The sequence below is a fragment of the Subsaxibacter sp. CAU 1640 genome, from assembly GCF_023156585.1.
Taxonomy (GTDB): domain Bacteria; phylum Bacteroidota; class Bacteroidia; order Flavobacteriales; family Flavobacteriaceae; genus JBPOFM01.
The window spans coordinates 142,062-161,095 of sequence record NZ_JALNMI010000001.1 but is presented as its reverse complement, the minus strand read 5'-3'; the positions used below and the strand labels follow the sequence as shown (position 1 = coordinate 161,095).

The following is a 19,034-nucleotide window of genomic DNA, read 5'->3' as shown; positions in this document are numbered from 1 at the left end:
ACTATCTATGAAAACTGTTAGTGCCATTCTGTTGTTGTTTTTTACGATTCCGATGATGGGTCAGCTGACTTTCAACCGAGATTCTATCGTAAAGTCTATTGAGAGCCAAATCAGTTTACCAAAGATTCCAAATTACCGTGTGAACGTGACCAATTTCGGAGCAAAGGGTGATGGTACGACTGATTGCAAAATCGCTTTCGACAAGGCTATGCATGCCTGTGCCAAGAAGAATGGAGGTACCATTGTAGTTCCGAAAGGGAACTATCTTATCAAAGGACCGATTCATTTTGTAAGCCGCACTGCATTGCATCTTGAAGATGGTGTGAAGCTCATTTTTGGTACCAATCCAAAAGATTATCCATTGGTTCTTACCAGTTGGGAAGGCACGTCGCTCTACAACTATAGTCCTATGATTTATGGTATCGATGTGGAAGATGTTGCCATAACAGGCACGGGAACTATCGATGGCGAGGGCAATTCTGAATGGAGTTCTTGGAAAGCTCTGGAAGATAAAGGCAAGCAATTGAGTGGCGATATGAATCATCAGCAAGTAAATGTGGCGGAGCGACGTTTTGGCGAAGGTCATTATTTACGTCCACAGCTTATTCAGTTCGTCAATTCAAAAAACATTCTTATAGAAGATGTCACGATTGAAGATGCACCTTTTTGGTGTGTGCACCTGTTGAAGAGCGAACGCATTACATTGCGTGGACTTCAGTACAATGCCCATAATAAAAACAATGATGGCATTGATATTGAACAATCGAAATATGTTCTCATCGAAGATATCGACTTTGACAATGCAGACGATAATATTGCTATCAAAGCGGGACGCGACCACGATGGACGTGCTAGTTCAGACCAACCATCGCAGCATATCCTTATTCGGAACAACCGATTTAAAGGTTTGCACGCCATCGTAATTGGCAGTGAAATGAGCGCTGGTGTCCAGAAAGTATATGCGTACGACAATCGAGCGAGCGGTTATTTAAAGCGTGGTATTTATCTGAAAACCAATAGCGACCGAGGTGGCTATATTCGTGATGTGTCAATCACTGATACCGAATTTGGTGACGTGGAAGACGCTATCTACGTAACAGCTAATTACCACGGCGAGGGAAGTGGAGACTTTCCTTCAAAAATCTCAAATATCTATATTTCAAATGTTAGCTTCGGGAATGTGAGCAATACTGCTATCGTGTTGGAGGGTTATGCGACCCAAAAGGTTGAAAATGTTACTCTGGACCGTCTCACTATAAACAAAGCCAAAAACGGAATGACACTTACGAATACAAATAATGTCACGTTTAATGAAGTAGTTATTGGCGAAAAACAAAGCGTTCCAAGCGCTGCCAATTGATATTTTTTAGTATCCTAACCTCCTAAATCAATTTGATTTGAGTTAACAATTCAACTTATAGCATTTGTAATTTGTGTTAAATTGGTCTGCTAATAAAATTCAAATGTATTACCGAAAAAAACACGGCAAAGGTTTTCGTTATCTGGATGAGTCTGGAAACACTATTACGGATAAGGATTTGAAAGAATGGTTCAAATCTTTGGTGATTCCTCCAGCGTGGACAGAGGTTGAAATAAATTCACGAAAAGGTGGAAAAATTCTTGTGACGGGTCGTGATGATAAAGGTCGAAAACAATACATCTACAATCCAAAATTTCGTCAGAAACAGGAGCAACAGAAATTTGATAGAATCCTTCAATTCGCAGATCAGTTGGAGCATATGCGCCGTGTGACAGGACAGCATTTACGAAAACGGACTCTAGGTCGTGAAAAAGTTTTGGCTTGTATGGTTCGTTTGCTCGAAGCCGCCTATTTTAGACCAGGTAGTGACCGCTATGCCAAAGAAAATAAATCTTATGGTTTGACCACCATCCGAAGTAAACATTTACAAATTGAAGGTGATGAGTTGATTTTTCATTATATAGGAAAATCAGGTAAGGAGCAAGAACGTCATATTGTGGGCAAAAAACTGGCTCGTATCGTGAAAGAAATTGATGAATTGCCAGGATATGAAATTTTTAAATTTATTGATGAGGATGGTAATCGACAGGATGTAAAAAGTGACCATCTAAATGAATATATACGGGATGTGATGGGCGAAGAGTTTTCTGCAAAAGATTTTAGAACTTGGGCCGGAACGGTGATAGCTGCTATTGCTCTTGATGAAATAGGGGCTCTTGAAGAAAAGGACCAAAAGGCGTTGGACAAAAATATCCGAAATGCCGTTATCAAAGTGAGTGAACAACTCGGAAACACACCTTCGGTAGCGAGAAGTTCTTATATCGATCCAAGAGTCATTGAAGAATATGTTGATGGAAAAACCATCAATTATTTTCAAAAGGAAGTGAATCATTTGATTAAGAAGAACGAAAACTTGTCTCGCGAAGAGTTAGGTGTTCTGTGTATGCTCAAAAAACGATTGAATTGATTTTTTGACGTATTACTTTTCTTCAGAGTTCAGAGTCATTTTTGCACTTTTCAGATTTTTACTAGAAACCGTCAACTCGATGTTGCCAGCTTCTTCGGAAGACTGAACAATCACCACCAATTTTCCACTAAAAAGCTTCATCGTCGGTTTGTGAAATAGTTCCAAAGATGTGGCATCACCATTGCAGGCTGCTCTGAAACTTCCTTTTCCTTTGACCTTAAAATCCAATTGATTGTTGGCTGTCGGACACGGAATACCATTTTTATCAACTACGGAAACGGTCACAAATGCCAAGTTTTCTCCGTCTGCTTTTAAAGTTTGAACATCTGAATCTAACACAATTTTATACGGATTCCCTGCGGTTCTAATTTCTTCTTCGGCAACGGGCTGTCCATTATCATCCAATGCTACCACTTTTAAAGTTCCAGGTTCATATTTGACATCCATCCACATTAAGCGGTATCTACTTTGTTTGGATTCATTGTTTTTCTTTTGAACTCCAAGACTTTTTCCATTGAGAAATAATTCCGCGCTATCATAATTCGTGTAAACAAAAACAGGTGTCGTTTCGCCTTCACGTCCTTCCCAATTCCAATGTGGTAACATATGCAAGGTGTTGTCCTTGGTATTCCAGCGGCTTCGGTATAAGTAGTATCTATCCTTTGGAATGCCAGCCAAATCAATCATCCCGAAATACGAACTTCTTGAAGGCCAAGCCTCATCATAAGGCGTCGGTTCGCCGAGATAATCAAAACCTGTCCAGACAAATTCACCAATGACCCAAGGCTTGTCATCCTGCAGTACAAAATCATCTTCAGGTAAATTGGACCAACTGCAATATTCCAAATCGTATGAGGAAGACTGAAAATCTGAATAGGTCTTCATACTCGCTTTTTCCGCAGGAAATTTGTAAATCCCGCGAGAGCTAACCGTTGATGCCGTTTCCGAGCCGAGAATAAAACCTTGAGGAAATTTCTCATAAGCTTCTTCATACAAATTCACACGATAATTTAATCCAGGTACATCCATCAAGGCTCCAAAACCGGATTCCATTACCGCTTTTACTTGGTCCATCCCGACAGTTACTGGACGCGTCGGGTCTTCGCGATGGAAAATTTCCTGTAACCATTTGGCACGTTTAACGCCTTCGTTGCCCCACTGGTCTGGCACTTCATTTCCAGAGCTCCACATCACAATGGATGGATGATTTCTAGTAGCACGTACCAAGTTGACCACATCTTTTTCTGCATAGTCTTCGAAATAGCGATTATAACCATTTTCAACTTTCGGTTTTGCCCATTCGTCAAAACTTTCCGCCAAAAACAAAAATCCCATCTCGTCCGCCAATTCCAGTTGCTCAATGGAAGGCATATTATGAGAACTTCTTATGGCGTTGCAACCCAAATCTTTCAAAACGGTCATTTGGCGTCGCAAGGCCGATTTGTTGACTGCTGTTCCCAAAGGTCCCAAATCGTGATGAAGACAAACACCCTTGAATTTCGTAACTTTTCCATTCAAGCGAAAGCCGTGTTCTGGATCAAACTGAATCTGGCGAATCCCGAATTTAGTGCTTATTTCATCTACCAGTTTGCTATCGGTATACAATTTCGAAATTGCTGTGTAGAGATAAGGTGTTTCAGGGCTCCACAGATTGGGATTGCTAACGGCAATATTTTGTTCAAAGGAATTTCCAAAAAGCGTTTGTGTTTCATTGGAATTCAATTTTTGGCCTTCGGCATCGAAAATCTCTGTGACCAATCGCAGATTACTTCCTGAAACATTGGTTTTGATGTTCACTTGAGCAACATCTTTCGTGATTTTTGGAGTGGTGATGAAGGTGCCCCATTGGTCAATGCTTGCCTTATTTTTCAAAACGATTCTAACGTTACGATACAAACCTGCTCCTGGATACCAGCGAGAGGACAAACCTTTATTGGTCAGTTTTACAGCCAACGTATTGCTGTTGTTGCCTTTGAGATAATCGGTAATATCAAAATAAAAATAGGCATAGCCATATTTCCATTCGCCAACTTTTTTTCCGTTGATGAATACTTCAGGTTCACTCATCGCACCATCAAAAACAATGAGTGCTTTCTTATCTTTTGTGAATTCAGTTAAGGTAAAATCGGTACGGTACCAGCCCGTTCCGATGTACGGAAGTGCACCTGTACGACCAGTTTTTTCTGTAGCGATTTTTTCGCCGTTTTGTGAGATGGCCACAACTTGCTTATCGACCTCTTTGTCAAAAGGTCCGTATATGGCCCAATCGTGAGGAACGGTCACAGTTTCCCATTTGGAATCATCAAAATTGGTCGCATAAGCATTAACCACATCTCCTTTATGAAATTTCCAATCGTATTTGAGCTTATGAATTTCTCGAACTTGGGATTGTAGTTGAAATGCAAATGACAAGAAGGTTATGGAGAGAATATACTTTATTGAATTCATAATGATTGCTGCAAAATTATATTATGCTAAAATACTGAATTTTTTTATAAACCATACCAGTACCTACCAGTTTTATTTTATATTTGCATTATGGCATTAATTTCAGTAAAAGAACAATCAGGAACTCCAAAGTACAAACAGATTGTGCACTCTATAGAGAATGCCTTGACACAAGGTACTCTGAAGAAAGGTGATGCCTTGCCATCACTTAATCATATAAGAGACCAATTTTCCTTGTCGAGAGATACCGTTTTGATGGCTTTTAACGAACTGAAAAACCGCGGAATTGTAGAATCTGTAGTTGGGAAAGGTTATTATATCAAGAGCGAACATATTCAAGTAACGCAAAAAATATTCTTGTTGTTTGATGAACTCAATGCCTTCAAAGAGGATTTGTACACGTCTTTTATCAATGAATTGGATAAGAACATTCAGGTGGATATTTTTTTTCATCACTTCAATGAAGATATGTTCCGAAAGCTGATTTATGACAATTTGGGCAATTATAACCATTACGTTATTATGCCTGCCAATCTTAAAAATACGTCGAGTGTCATTGAAAAATTGCCTAGCGATAAGGTGTTCATTTTGGACCAAACAAACGAGGAGTTAGCTGATTATCCAGCCATTTATCAAAATTTTGAAACGGACATTTTTAACAGTTTAATGCAAGCTCAAAACCTTATTGAGAATTATAAAAAGGTAGTACTCCTTTTTCCAGACAAAAAACAGCCTTTGGGAATGTTGAACGGCTTTCAGAAATACCGAAAACACACCGATTTCCCTTGTGAAGTCATCAATTCACTAAAAGACAGAACACTTCAAAAAGGAGAGGTGTACCTGATTTTAGATGATCAAAATCTGATTCTGTTCATCAAGAAACTCAAAGACCAAAACTTGATTTTGGGACAGGACATAGGCGTGATTTCCTATAACGATACCTTGATGAAAGAGATTGTGGAAGGTGGCATCACCACTATTTCAACCGATTTTAACCAAATGGGAAAACGATTGGCCCAAATGATTTTGAACAAAGAACATTTAAAAATTGAAAATCCTAATGCTTTGATTATCAGAAAATCTTTGTGATGTTTGAGGTCAATCACATACAGAAAGAATCAGGGAATTATGTTGAAGTGAAACATTCAACTGAAAAAGTTTATGCCAAAATTGATTTGAATTTGGGAGGTAGTTTGCAAGAACTGATTTTGGATGGCGCGACTGTAATTTCGAGTCAAGAAACCGTCGCATATGAGGTCTCTTATGCATCGTCAATCTTGTTCCCGTTTGTGAACCGCATTGAAAACGGCCAATATCATTTCAATGGAAAATCGTATCAGTTGGATATCAATAAAGTTGAAGAGAACAACGCGCTGCACGGATTGGTTTACAACAAACCTTTTGATTTGGTACATTCATTTGGCTATAAAAATGACGCTGTGGTTCACGTTCGACACATCGAGAACGGAAATAATGCTGGTTTTCCATTCAAATATATTTTGACAGCAAGTTATATTTTCAAGGAAAGTTCTGTTGAAATGATTGTTGACATAAAGAATATGGACAATCGTGCCTTTCCGTTTACGCTTGGCTGGCATCCCTATTTTGTTTCGAGCAATCTATCCGAAAGTTATTTAAGTTTGAATTGCCACCGAAAGATTTTGGTCAACTCACAATTGATTCCCACACACGAAGAAGAAGTGGAAATATTTGACAATTCAAAAATCAAGGATTTAGAATTGGATAATTGTTTTTTGATGGATGGCGAGCAACTGCAATTCAAAACTCCAGATTATCACCTGAATTTCACTTTTTCAAAAACAAATAATTACGTTCAGATTTATATTCCTCCAAATCGGAAAACCATCGCTATTGAGCCTCAATCTGGTGCTGCCAATAGTTTTAACGACCCTCGCGGTTTGAAACTTTTGCAGCCCAATGAACGTTTTGAATCGTATTGGAAAGTCGATGTAAAATCTAATGCAACTGCATAAATGAATACAGAACTCGTACATAAAGTAACACAGGCATTTCAAGAGAAATTTGGAAGTGAGCCGTTAATCATCAGCTCGCCAGGAAGAATCAATATCATCGGCGAACATACCGATTACAATGAGGGTTTTGTGTTTCCGGCCGCCATCGACAAAGGCATTATTGCCGCTATTGGCAAGAGTTCTTCGCCCAATTGTACTGCCTTCGCTTTGGATGCACAAGAAACCTACGAATTTGCGTTGGATGCCATTGAACCTATCACAAACGGCAATTGGAAAAACTTTGTGGTCGGCGTTGTTGGAGAACTTCAGAAGAAAGGAATTGTAGTACAACCTTTCGATGTCGTTTTTGCCGGTGACCTTCCGAAAGGTGCAGGATTGTCATCATCAGCAGCTTTGGAAAACAGCATCGTTTTCGGTTTGAATGAATTGTTCCAATTGAATCTCACCAAACACGAAATGATTGCAATTTCACAAAAAGCAGAACATAATTATGTTGGTGTTCGTTGCGGAATTATGGACCAATACGCAAGTATGTTTGGAGTGGAAGACAGTGCGCTGTTGCTCGATTGCAGAGCGCAAGAATCAAAATCCTACAAGCTCGATTTTAAAGAGTATGGCATTATGTTGATTAATACCAATGTGAGCCATAATTTGGTGGATGCAGAATATAACGATAGGCGTCACGTCTGTGAGAAAGTAGCCAATTTGCTGAAAATAGATTTTTTACGTGACGCGACTGAAGAAGGTCTCAAGGCAATTGAAGACCAACTTACACCTGTGGAGTATCAAAAAGCTTTATATGTGTTACAAGAAAATGAGCGTGTGCTGAATTCTGGGAAAGCCATTGAAAATGATGATTTGGACGCTTTGGGACAATTGCTTTTTGAGGCGCACGATGGTGCACAGCATCAATTTAAAATCAGTTGTCCAGAGTTGGATTTCTTGGTTGAGCAAGCCAAAATGCATCCACAAGTCAAAGGCGCACGCATGATGGGTGGCGGTTTTGGAGGTTGTACCATTAATATTGTTCACCGAGATGCTATGGATTCTTACGCGACTGATATTTCAGAAAAATATTTAAAAACATATGGAAAGCATTGTTCTATTTATAAAGTGAAATTATCACAAGGAACGCATCTCATTCAAAATTAATCACAATGGACACGAATTCTGACATCCACAATTTTTCGCATAAACGCTACAATCCGCTCATTGGAGAGTGGGTTTTGGTTTCTCCACATCGTTCCAAGCGTCCTTGGCAAGGGCAGCAAGAAGAGACGGTCAAAGAGGTGCGTCCTGTTCACGATGCAACCTGCTATTTATGTGCTGGAAACGTGCGTGCCAACGGCGAAGTTAATCCCGATTACAAAAATGTATTTGTGTTTGTCAATGATTTTTCAGCCTTGCAAAGTGATTCAAAATCTTTTAAAGTCGACAATGGGTTGCTAAAGGCGGAAAGTGAACAAGGTGTCTGTAAAGTAATTTGTTTTAGTCCTGACCATTCCAAAAGTTTGGCACAAATGAACGTTCGTGACATCCAAAAAGTGGTGTATGCGTGGCAAGATGAATTCCGACGTTTGAGCAAGCTTAATAACATTCAATATGTTCAGATTTTTGAAAATAAAGGTGCGATTATGGGTTGTAGCAATCCGCATCCTCACGGACAGATTTGGAGCCAATCGAGTTTACCGAATGAGATTCTAAAGAAAGATAAACATCAACTGCATTATTTTGAGCAAAATCAAAGAACGCTTTTAAGTGATTATTTAAAACAAGAATTGCAGTTGAAAGAACGCATTGTGTTTGAAAATAGAGCCTTTGTGGTTCTGATTCCGTTTTGGGCAGTGTGGCCTTACGAGACGATGATAATCCCGAAGTTGTCCGAAAAAGATATTTTGGCAATGACCGAAGAGGAAACCATTCTTTTTGCGGAAGCTATTTCAGTAATTACCAAGTTGTATGACAAGTTGTTCAATACGTCGTTTCCCTATTCCAGCGGGATTCATCAGGCGCCTTGCAATGGCAAAAAGAACGAGCATTGGCATTGGCATATGAGTTTTTATCCGCCTCTGTTACGTAGTGCCACTGTGAAAAAATTTATGGTTGGCTATGAGATGTTCGCTAGTCCACAGCGTGATATCACAGCCGAATCTGCTGCGCAAACCTTAAAACATTTAGCTGAAAATTGACTTAAATCAAATTATGATGATTCTAAAAAAATTAATGACCATTTTATTGATTTGTTGCTTCGGAACTATTTTTTCGCAAGGCAAAAAGCCTCAAGGGAATGTGTATGTCGATAATAAAGGTGTGATGCGTTGGGAAAAAACCAAGGAGGAAGTTTATGGTTTTGGTGTGAATTATACCGTACCGTTTGCCCACGCCTACCGAAACGCCAAGAAAATGGGTGTTGACCCAAAACAAGCTATTGACAATGATGTGTATCATTTCACACGATTGGGTTTTGATTTGTATAGGCTTCACGTTTGGGATACGCAAATCAGCGATGAGGAAGGTAATCTGTTAGAAAATGAATACTTGGATGCGTTTGATTATCTGTTGAAAAAACTGAAAGAGCATAACATCAATTATGTGATTACACCCATTGCTTTTTGGGGCGATGGTTGGCCTGAACCTGATTCTGATACACCAGGATTTTCACACAAATATGGAAAAGCAGATTGCCTCACAAATCCTGATGCCATCAAGGCGCAGCAGAATTATTTGTTCCAATTTTTGAACCATATCAATCCTTATACAGGCGTAGCTTACAAGAATGAACCGAATGTGATTGCCTTTGAAGTTAGCAACGAGCCGCACCATCGCGGAAAGCCTGAAGACGTCACAAAATTTGTCAAAGGAATGGTCGACGCGATGAAGAAAGCAGGCACCAAAAAACCGTTTTTTTACAATATGAGTCACGCCGTCCAATTTATGGATGCCTATTTTAAAGGTGGTGCAGATGGCGGAACGTTTCAATGGTACCCAACAGGTTTGGGATATCAAAGAGAACTGTCAGGGAATTTGTTGCCCAACGTCAATGATTATGATATGCCATTTGATGACATCATCAAAAAACACAACGGAGCCAAATTGGTCTATGAATTTGATGCTGCCGATGTAGGGAAATCGTATATGTATCCAGCGATGGCGAGGAGTTTTAGGACGGCAGGCATTCAAATCGCCACGCATTTTGCCTATGACCCAACGTTTTTGGCGTCTTACAATACAGAGTACAACACACATTATATGAATTTGAATTATACGCCTTCAAAAGCATTGGCGTTAAAAATCTGTTCAGAAGTTTTTCATAATGTTCCGATGTACAAAGAATATGGAACTTACCCTGATAATAATTCCTTTGGAAATTTTAAGGTGGATTACAAATCTGATTTGGCGGAATACAATTCAGATGAAAAGTTCTTTTATACGAATACAACGAATTCAATTCCTAAAGATGAAACCAAATTGAAGGAAATTGCCGGTTTTGGTAATTCATCGGTTGTAAAATATGATGGAGTAGGAGCTTACTTTTTAGACCGGATTTCAGATGGTATTTGGCGGTTGGAAGTACAGCCTGATGCGGTTTGGGTGAGCAATCCATTCGGAAGAAATAGTTTTGATAAAACGGTTGGTGTCATCAATTGGGAAACACATCAAATGACCATCAATCTCCAGAATTTGGGAACTGATTTTGCGATTGAAGCCATTAATGATGATAATACATTCCAAACCAAAACAAGTGGAAAAGCCTTCAGCATTCGACCTGGAACGTATATGTTGAGCAAGGCTGGTGTCAAAAAAACTTGGAAGTCGAATGATATATTTAAGACCAATCAACTGAAAGATTTTTATGCTCCGAAGACGACCGTTGACAAGTCATACTTGAAGCACGAACCCATTCTCGAAATTGCAGAAGGTTCTTCTTTGAAAATTGAAGTTCAATACATTTCTCCCGAAACTCCAGAAACTATTCAAGTCGTTGGTTATTCCGGAAACGAACGATTTAATATCGAAATGAAAAAATCGAATGCCTATCAATATGAAGCCGTCATTCCTACCGATAAAATTTCCATAGGTTATCTCAATTATAACATCATTGTAAAGACGGGAGAAAACTATAGGACCTATCCTGCTGATAGAGCAGGCAGACCGTTTGAATGGGATTTTTATGACAGTGAAACTTATAAAGTGGCGGTTGTGCCATCTACAAACCCGATTCTGTTGTTTGACGCTTTGGAGGATTCCGATTTGCTGGTAAAAGAATGGCGAAACAATTTTAAATTGGTGCCCACCTCAAATCCGAAAGAAGCGGAATACCAGATGAACATCGAAAAACTGTTTGTAGTGGATGAGGAAAATCTGAATTCTGAACCCATTTATGACTATACATTCAAGCATTTTGTGACGGATAGAATTGAAGGTAGAAGAGAAGATTTGTCGTCTAAAAAATATATTGTTTTGAAAGGAAGGGCTCTAAATGATAAACCTTGCAAACTTCAAATTGCAATTGTGATGGACGATGGTTCATCCTACGGAAATGTCATTGAAATCGGAACAGAAACCAAAGATTACAGATTGTCAATTTCAGATTTAAAACCTGTAAAGACGGTCACTTTGCCAAGACCGTATCCAAGTTTTTTGCCTTATTATTTAGAACACAATATCACAGATAAGTTAGACATCAACAGAATTGAAAGTATTCAATTTTCGATAGGTCCAGAGGTTTCTTTTGAAGAAAGACAAGCGTCACATGGTATTGGAATCATATCGGTTACATTGAATTAAATAAAACGAAAAGCCTTTCCTATAAATCACAAGGAAAGGCTCTTCTTCTGGTTGGTGGTATTGGTTTAGACTAACTCAAAGTTTTACCAATTTAGTTGTTGAGGTTTGACCCTCTGTATTTAGAACTTTCACCAAGTAAATACTTTGGGTTAAATCAGAAATATCAAAAGAATCCGTTGTTGTGAAATTTCCTTTAAACGACTTTACCAATTTTCCTGTTAGATCATAAACTTCCAATTCATTTACTGCGATATTGATGTTAAAAGCACTGTTAACAGGATTAGGGTAAATTCTAAAATTATTAACCAAGTTAATTTCTTCTACACCTAGGGTCGAAGCTCTATTTCCATAAATTTTGAATTGACCTGCAGCAATCGGAATGGAAGCACCAGTGTTTGTAACATTCATTGAAGTTGCTCCAGTTGGATCCATTAAATCGTACCATACACCAGCGTATGGGAAATTTGGAGTGACATTTTGAGAAGTCACATCAAAATTGGCTAGAATAACAACATTTTTAAGCTGTGTTGAAGGCAAACTATTATTGAATATATAAATTTTAGGTGTTAATGTTCCACCAGAATTAATATCATAATCTCCCTCAAAAACTTGTTCGTCTTGTTTTAATTGTATCAAACGAGCCCAATCGTTATAAATTTTATTTCTATTCACATCTCCTAACCAATTATTTGTCCATTGAGGTTGAGGTTTTGTATCTAGTTTACAATCGCCGTCAGTTCCACCCGGTTCATTCACAGTACCATTATAGCAAGTGAAAATTGAATTCTGCATTCCTAAATCTCCAAAATGCCAAATCATTTTTGGGCCAGGTACAGGAATTGTCACAGCACCCAAAGCAGACATTCTACCTAGTGCTGTATTCAAGTTTCTTACATTATAGGAACCATTTGTGTTATTTCCATAGGTAATATTTTTATACATCAAACGTTCTTCATCATGACTTTCAGCATAACCCATCACACGAGGTCCTTGAAATTGAGTTCTAGATTTGTGACCAATTCCGGCGATATTGTTATTTGAATTAAAGCCCATTGTTAATTGATTATATGGGTCAGTCATTTTTCCCCACATCATGACGCCTTTGCCTTCATTATAACGATAATTGGCCCACTCTTTTTCCTCATTCTCTTGACCCAAATGTTCAAAAATTACATAATGAGTAGGGTCTAATGACCACGAATAATCAGCGTAAGCCTTCAATATATCCACGCGATCTTGTTGATATGAATTGGTACATCCATCACTTCCTTGACAATTTTGAGTAAAACCTTTAGTTAAATCCCATCTAAAACCATCTATTTTGAATTCTTGAATCCAATGTTTTACAACTCTTTGAACATAATATTGAGTCATAGGTAGTTGATGGTTGAAATCATCTCCTACACTGTAGGAGTGGGTCGCTGTTTGATTAAAATATGGACTTTCAGAACTTGGTCCTCCCCATCCATCACCATCAGGATCGTTCATCCACATACGCACCATCGGGTTTCTACCAAAGGCATGATTAAGGGCTATATCTAAAATAACTGCGATGCCATTTTGATGACATAAATCAACAAACTCTTTCAATTTATTCTCTGTACCGTAATATTTATCCAGTGCCATGTGGAAGGCTGTATTATAACCCCAACTTTCATTGCCTTCATATTCCATTACTGGCATTAACTCGATTGCATTTATATTTAAGTTTTTGAAATAATCAATTTTATCAATAAGAGTTTGATAGTTTCTATTTGCATCAAAATCTCTAATCAATACTTCATAAACAACTAAATCTTCTTTTTTAGGCTTTACGAAATTAGTCACTTGCCAATTGTATGGCGTCTCTCCAGTTTTGAAAAGTGTGACTTCTCGTTCCTGTCCTGAAGGATAAGCAGGAATATTAGGATAAGAGATTGGAGATATTCCTGGGTCGTCAAAAGGCGATAGAACTAATGTAGAGAATGGATCAGCAGTTTTAACTAATCTTGGCGAGCCAGAAATAGGTGTTTCATCCACAACCCAATATTGATAGGTATTATTTTGACCAGCAGTAAGACCGGTAATCTCTAACCAGAATTTACCATTGGAAGGATCTTTTTTCATAGCATATGATGTTCCTGGCTGCCAGTTATTAAAGCTACCAGCTACATATACAAAATCCTTATTAGGAACATTCAAAACAAGAAGTACCGAAGTATTAGAGATATAGTTAATACCATCTACCATATTGGCTGGCATAGTCTGCGTAACTGTACCGGGGTTTACAATAACTGAAAACAATTTCGTAATCGTTGAACCTCCCAAAGTTACTTCTAACTGGTAATTTTGATTCGAAGTAATGTTTGAATGAGTATATGCATAATTTGAAGTGGAAGCATTTGTATTTAATGTTGAGCCATTGGACTTTAGAACATAACTTGCACTTCCTCCTGTATTACTAGCAACGATGTTTAAACTCCCGCCAGAAGCCAAAATCGTAGAACTATTTTGTTGAGGAGTTGTCATATTGACTTGAAACGTCCCAACATTTAATAGAATATCTTGGCTCTTCTTATCTCCAGTACCATTTTTTGCTTTGACCAAAAATCCTATGCGTCCAATACCTGTTCTTGAATAAAAGGTGCTTGGCACAAACGAAATGGTATAAGTATCAGTTCCTGCATTATAAGTTAAACGATTTGCTTCACTTGAGTTTGTCCAAGTACCATTTGTTGGACAGTCCATGATATTTGCGTTGTTTAAATCAAAAGACCATGCCCAAAGGTACAGTGCGTTTCCCGATACTCCCCAAAGAGATTCGTTAATGCTGCTACCATTAAAAGTCAATGTTATGTTATCTGTTTCTTCAAATGTAGAAGGATTTACACTATAGGTAACTGTTTGTTGTTGTGCATAGCACATTGTAGTTAGTAGTGTAAAAAGAAATAGGATAATTTTTTTCATAGCTTAAATTTATTTAATTCAAAAAGGGCTGACCCCAAAGTCAGCCCTTTATTGTGTTTAAATTAGGTTTATTGAACTTGATTTAACTGATATGTATTATTGGCAAGATCAACTCTTATTCGATATAAACCTGAAGTAACATTTATATCACTTCCATTGAGACTTAATATTCCTGCAGTTCCACCGTAATTCGTAGTCCAATCTTCATTAACTCTAAATTTCATTGCCCCATCGATCAGTGTTATAATATCTCCAACCCAAATATCAGGATTAACTTCTGTCAATGAAAAATCGGCGGTTGCACCCCAATCGTTATAAGCGGACCCCACCACTCCTAATATGTCATCGGATACAATAGAGTAGGTGTTATTATTTAAATCAACAGTTATTGTATAAAATCCAGCAGCCACTATAATGTCACTGCCACCAATACTTAAAATGCCGTTAGAACCACCATAATTAGTGCCCCAATCGTTGTTCACTCTAAATTTAATTGCGCCATCTATCAATTTGATTCCTACTTTAAAAGTATTCGTTGTGAAATCGTAATAAAATTTAGCATCTGTCGTAGCTCCCCAATCATTATAAGCCGAACCTACAACACCCAATGACCAAGGTTCAATCGTGTATGTGTTCGTATTGAAATCGATAGTTATTCTATAATTACCAGCTGTGACAGCTATATTATCTCCACCAGCATCCAAAGTACCATCAGCACCTGTGTCTCCAAAGTTATTACCCCAATCATTATTTTCTCTAAACTTAATTTCACCAGTTACAAGGGTTACATATGAAACAATAACGTTAGGTTGGGCAGTCGTATAAAAAGGGGCGTCAGCAAATGCACCCCAGTTATTATATCCAGAACCAACTATACCCCATGTAGAAATACCTGCATATGTTGTAACCTCAATCATTATGCTATCTGAATATCTGACAATATCACCAGATGCAGTTTGTATAGTTGCTTTTACTCTTAAATCTAAATTACCCATTTCTTCAGGTGCTATGCCAGCATTTATGGCCGCTGCATTCAAATCAGAATGTGATATAGAAAGATTAGTCATATTATCAACAGATCCAGCTGTAACAACGTTCGCAAAGTCTGAACCTGCCAATGCTACCTCCAAATCATAAGAAATATCAACTAAAGTATTTGATGGATCAGTATTGAAATCTGGATCTTGCCATTCAACGAGCATAGCTTCATCGCCAGCAGAACCGCTTGACAATACAATTGCAAAACCACTGTTAGGGCTTACTATTATTGGAGGAGTTTCAGGATAAGAATTCACACTAAATATCACTGTATTACTAAACACGTTACCAGCCGACACTCTCATGAAAATAGAAGTGTTTTCATAGGCATTTATTCCTGCCGTTATAAGCGCATTATTAAATTCAGCAACAGACATTGTAAATGTGTTGGTGTTTGAAGAGCCCAATTGTATAGGTGAAGTAAAATCTCCATCTGTAGCCATTTCGATGGTATAATTACTTGCTCCAGTCATATTGTCTATCCAAGCCAGTGTGAATGCTGGATTGTCCGGAAAAGCAAAATTCAAATTAATGTTGGTGGCTTCCGGAGTTACCAATTGAAAACTATCTGGACTTGTAATAGTCAAATCTTCTTCACTACAACCTATTACCAGAAGTAATGCTAATACGATACTAAATCTTCTTAATAAAAATTTCATAATCTTATAAGTTTAAAGGAATTAGGATATAGTCACCAGTTAAATCATTAAACCAAACTTCATAGTCATCTTCAACAATCACGGTAATTGTTCCACCATTTGGAGTTGTCTGACCAGAAAATTGTGTATCACTTCCCCAAGTATCAGTATTATTAGCCACGAATTGAAGCTCACCTGGAACTAAATGAATATTCATGGAATACCATATATGAGGATCAAAAACGTTTCCACCGATACCATATTTTTGAAGAGCAGTTTCAGAACCACCGCTTGGAGTTGCAGAGCCCACAATTCCAACTGAATTTAAAGTTGGAGATGAGCCAACATCAAACGGTTCAACACTGTAGGTCAAATTAGATAAATTTGCTGTGAATGTATAATATCCACTTGATGTTATGTCAGCTATTGGTGAAGGATCGTCTGCAGCTTCAGTAGGTCTATATACTAAACTTCCGCCAGTGCCACCATATTGAGGAGCCCAAGCACCTCGCATTTCAAGCATTTTTAACTGATCTGCATTAAAGTAGCCAGTATAGGTATAAATGTTATCCTCCGTAGCACTTCTAAACAGAGCAGCGTTACTATTGTTATTCTCCCATCCAGATGCACTTGCTGGACCTACAAAATAAAGATCCACATACGGATAATTATAGTAAGGTTTTACCATAAGCATAATCACATTGGAAAAGCTCGGAAGACTATTTTGTGATCCCACAGAAGATTTTATCCTCACATACAGAGAGGCAAATTCAAACGGATCTAATCCTGCATTTGAAGCAGACGCATTCAATTGCGAGGTTGTCCATGAAAATGCTGTATCAGTTGAATTTCCAGCCACATATGGTGCAGAAAAACTTTGATCAGCAGATACTTCAACGGTATAATTTATAGCTGTTTGAACACCATAATTAGCATCACTCCACGTTAATGTAACGGCAGGATTACTAGGGTTTGTATCGTCTAGGTCTATGGTGCTAATATCTGCCTCTAATAAAATAGAGTCACCTTGGTTGGATGCCGTGAACTCATCGCCCGATTTTTCACAGGCGGTGAAGCAAATAATAGCCAAGCTCAATAAACCTAATTTTTTATATAAATGTTTCATGATTAAAATTTTATTAATAACCTGGGTTTTGTTGTAAATTAGGATTAGCACTTAAGTCTGATGTAGGAATAGGAAATACATCTCTAAATGACGCTGTAGTAGTCCCACTTGGAACGTTTCCTTTCCATGGCCAGACACCGTTCGAAGTAAATTGGTTAAATCTTACCAAATCAGTTCTTCTATGACACTCCCAATAAAGCTCGCGAGCCCTTTCATTGATGATAAAATCAAGATTTAGGTTTCCAGCAGAAATATTGGCTGAAGAATTACCATAAGCACGTTCTCTTAACAAATTGATATATCCCACAGCTGTACCAACGTCTCCACCTCCGCCACGAAGAACTGCTTCTGCATACATTAAATAAGCATCAGCCAATCTGAACATTGGAAAATCTGTATCGGGAAAATCTCCGGAAGGATCTGATCCTGGGTTTCCATTTCTGTCTACATTCTTGTATTTTGCGATGGCATAACCGTCTTGAAAATCAGAAACGTCATTTATTTCTAATGATTGGCCTTGTGTGAAGAATAATTCTCTACCGTCAGAAGAGTTTGCCATGCCTGGGAATTTTTCAACAAAAGAACTAGTAGTTCTGACACCAGCCCAACCTCCATTAACACCAAAATCAGCTGGCGACATATCACCACCCACAGGTGCATGACACAAGAAGGTCATTCCACCAAAAGCTTGTGTATATAATCCATCAAAAGCTATAGGGAAGATAATTTCATTTGATTGATCGTTATCTGCCAAAAATAAGTGCTCATAGTTAGGCTCTAATGTATAACCTGCTCCTATCACTTTTTCCACTTGTATTCTTGCGTCATTGTATCTATTCTCACCGATATAGACTTCTGCGTTTAAATAAAGTTTTGCTAAAAGCATCCAAGCAGCAGCTTTATCAGCACGAGCATATTGATTTTGACGAGCTGCAATCAAATCTGAATCAATAGCTATCAATTCAGACTCTATGTAAGCAAAAAGATCATCTGCATTCGTTTGCGTAGGAAGAATGGCTCCAACTATATCATTTTCTGTGGTAAAAGGAACATTTCTATACAAATCCAAAGCGTGATAATAACTCAATGCCCTCATAAAGCGAGCTTCTGCTCTATAAGTTTGAATTTGAGCCCGCAAATCTCCGTCAACACCTCTTTCATCAAGTTTTGCATCAGTGGTTTGTCTAATAAACTCATTGCACAAACTTGTTTGATATAAAACTCTAGAATACATCGTACCAATAAATTCATTACCTGCTGTCCAGTTCTGATAGTGTAAATCCTTTATGGTTCCGTCATTCCATCCAATAATAGCCTCATCAGTAGTCAGTTCTTGTACCTTCCAATATAAACGTAAATAATTGGAGAATCCTTCATCTAATCCTGAAATATCAGGATTTCCAGCAGGTCCTTGTTGCCCACTTATGGCCAATCCTGCATATATTTTTGCCAAAAAAGATTGGTAAGATGCTGGGTCATTAAAAATCTCGTCAGCCGTCGCTTGGTTAATAGGCCTTAAGTCATCAATTTCTTTGGTACAAGAAACAATGGCCAGAAGTCCAAAAGCCAATAGAGCTGTTTTTCTAATTTTGTTTAACATAATTTCTTT

At 38.1% G+C, this 19,034-nt stretch carries 12 protein-coding genes; 7 read left to right on the top strand and 5 right to left on the bottom strand.

The window, feature by feature from the left end; all coding sequences use genetic code 11:
* The first annotated feature begins 7 nt into the window (after positions 1-7).
* Both M0G43_RS00615 and M0G43_RS00610 read left to right on the top strand, forming a co-directional pair.
* Positions 8-1,360, top strand: a complete 1,353-nt coding sequence (locus tag M0G43_RS00615) for a glycoside hydrolase family 28 protein (RefSeq protein WP_248022559.1) — start codon at positions 8-10, stop codon at positions 1,358-1,360.
* 103 nt (positions 1,361-1,463) lie between these two features.
* Positions 1,464-2,447, top strand: coding sequence for a DNA topoisomerase IB (locus M0G43_RS00610; RefSeq protein ID WP_248022558.1), 984 nt, complete (start codon positions 1,464-1,466; stop codon positions 2,445-2,447).
* Between the two features lie 12 nt (positions 2,448-2,459).
* Here M0G43_RS00610 and M0G43_RS00605 read toward each other — a convergent pair whose 3' ends face one another.
* Positions 2,460-4,895, bottom strand: coding sequence for a DUF4982 domain-containing protein (locus tag M0G43_RS00605; protein WP_248022557.1), 2,436 nt, complete (start codon positions 4,893-4,895; stop codon positions 2,460-2,462).
* Between the two features lie 90 nt (positions 4,896-4,985).
* Between M0G43_RS00605 and M0G43_RS00600 the strand changes: the two genes are divergently transcribed.
* The 5 genes from M0G43_RS00600 to M0G43_RS00580 are packed head-to-tail and all read left to right on the top strand — an operon-like array spanning position 4,986 to position 11,677.
* Positions 4,986-5,984, top strand: coding sequence for a winged helix-turn-helix domain-containing protein (locus M0G43_RS00600; protein ID WP_248022556.1), 999 nt, complete (start codon positions 4,986-4,988; stop codon positions 5,982-5,984).
* Positions 5,984-6,889 (top strand): aldose 1-epimerase, encoded by a 906-nt coding sequence (locus M0G43_RS00595; protein WP_248022555.1) that lies wholly within the window; start codon positions 5,984-5,986, stop codon positions 6,887-6,889. Before M0G43_RS00600 ends, M0G43_RS00595 begins: the two co-directional genes overlap by 1 nt.
* Positions 6,890-8,041: a galactokinase gene (gene galK / locus M0G43_RS00590; RefSeq protein WP_248022554.1), complete on the top strand. Its 1,152-nt coding sequence runs from the start codon at positions 6,890-6,892 to the stop codon at positions 8,039-8,041.
* 5 nt (positions 8,042-8,046) lie between these two features.
* Entirely contained in the window at positions 8,047-9,078 is a 1,032-nt protein-coding gene (locus tag M0G43_RS00585; RefSeq protein ID WP_248022553.1) for a UDP-glucose--hexose-1-phosphate uridylyltransferase, read from the top strand.
* Between the two features lie 13 nt (positions 9,079-9,091).
* Positions 9,092-11,677 carry a hypothetical protein gene (locus M0G43_RS00580; protein WP_248022552.1) on the top strand — a complete coding sequence of 862 codons (2,586 nt, stop codon included), beginning with the start codon at positions 9,092-9,094 and terminating at the stop codon, positions 11,675-11,677.
* A 75-nt stretch (positions 11,678-11,752) separates the two neighbouring features.
* On the opposite strand, the gene M0G43_RS00575 is transcribed toward M0G43_RS00580, so the two are convergent.
* The 4 genes from M0G43_RS00575 to M0G43_RS00560 all read right to left on the bottom strand — a co-directional run bounded on the left by M0G43_RS00575 (position 11,753) and on the right by M0G43_RS00560 (position 19,025).
* Complete coding sequence (locus M0G43_RS00575; protein ID WP_248022551.1) at positions 11,753-14,623, bottom strand: alpha-amylase family glycosyl hydrolase; 2,871 nt, start codon at positions 14,621-14,623, stop codon at positions 11,753-11,755.
* A gap of 68 nt (positions 14,624-14,691) precedes the next feature.
* Positions 14,692-16,320 carry a SusE domain-containing protein gene (locus tag M0G43_RS00570; protein WP_248022550.1) on the bottom strand — a complete coding sequence of 543 codons (1,629 nt, stop codon included), beginning with the start codon at positions 16,318-16,320 and terminating at the stop codon, positions 14,692-14,694.
* A gap of 4 nt (positions 16,321-16,324) precedes the next feature.
* Positions 16,325-17,425 carry a SusE domain-containing protein gene (locus M0G43_RS00565; protein WP_248022549.1) on the bottom strand — a complete coding sequence of 367 codons (1,101 nt, stop codon included), beginning with the start codon at positions 17,423-17,425 and terminating at the stop codon, positions 16,325-16,327.
* 13 nt (positions 17,426-17,438) lie between these two features.
* A complete protein-coding gene (locus tag M0G43_RS00560) occupies positions 17,439-19,025 on the bottom strand; it encodes a RagB/SusD family nutrient uptake outer membrane protein (protein WP_248022548.1) in 1,587 nt (528 codons plus the stop codon).
* Positions 19,026-19,034: the final 9 nt, after the last annotated feature.